Source organism: Streptomyces chiangmaiensis (genome assembly GCF_036281785.1).
GTDB classification, from domain to species: domain Bacteria; phylum Actinomycetota; class Actinomycetes; order Streptomycetales; family Streptomycetaceae; genus Streptomyces; species Streptomyces chiangmaiensis.
In genome coordinates, this window is record NZ_JAYWVC010000720.1 from 1 (window position 1) to 618 (window position 618).

Below are 618 nucleotides of genomic sequence, written 5' to 3' on the forward strand. Positions count from 1 at the left end.
GCGACTGACGATCAATCACCTAACACGATCGACCTCCAGGCTTCTGGACGCACAGTGGAACCGGATCGAGCACCGCCTGTTCTCGCACATCACCATGAACTGGCGCAGCCGTCCGCTGACCAGCCACGAGGTCGTGGTGAACAGCATCGCCGCGACCACCACGCGCACCGGACTGAAGGTGCGGGCCGAACTGGACACCGGCGCCTACCCCACCGGCGTGCACGTCAGTGACGTCCAACTGCAGGCTCTGCCCCTGCGCGGCCACGACTGGCACGGTGACTGGAACTACACCGTGCTGCCCCAGGGCTTCGCGCAGGTCGCCACCCCGCTGAAGAAGTCGTTCGGCCAAGCCAGTCCCGAGCACGCCTGGCTGTGCCACCCGCTGGTGACCGGCCTGGAACCCGCCGAGTGGGCCGCTCTGGTTCGGGCCTTCGGGGCACTGCACGAAGACCAGCGCGAAGCCGCACTTCAGCACCGCCGGGGCCGTGACCGCAAGAACGCGCGAGCCGCCGACACCGGACGACCGCCCACGCTCACGCTGGTCGATCGGCTCCTCGCCGCGTTCCTCCACGATCGCCTCGGGCTGCCTCAGGCCGACCTGGCCGAGCTGTTCGGCGT

General features: G+C 68.8%; 1 protein-coding gene. It reads left to right on the top strand.

The window, feature by feature from the left end; genetic code table 11:
• On the top strand, nt 1–618 hold a 618-nt coding region (locus tag VXC91_RS47535), incomplete at both ends, for an ISAzo13-like element transposase-related protein (protein ID WP_456243104.1).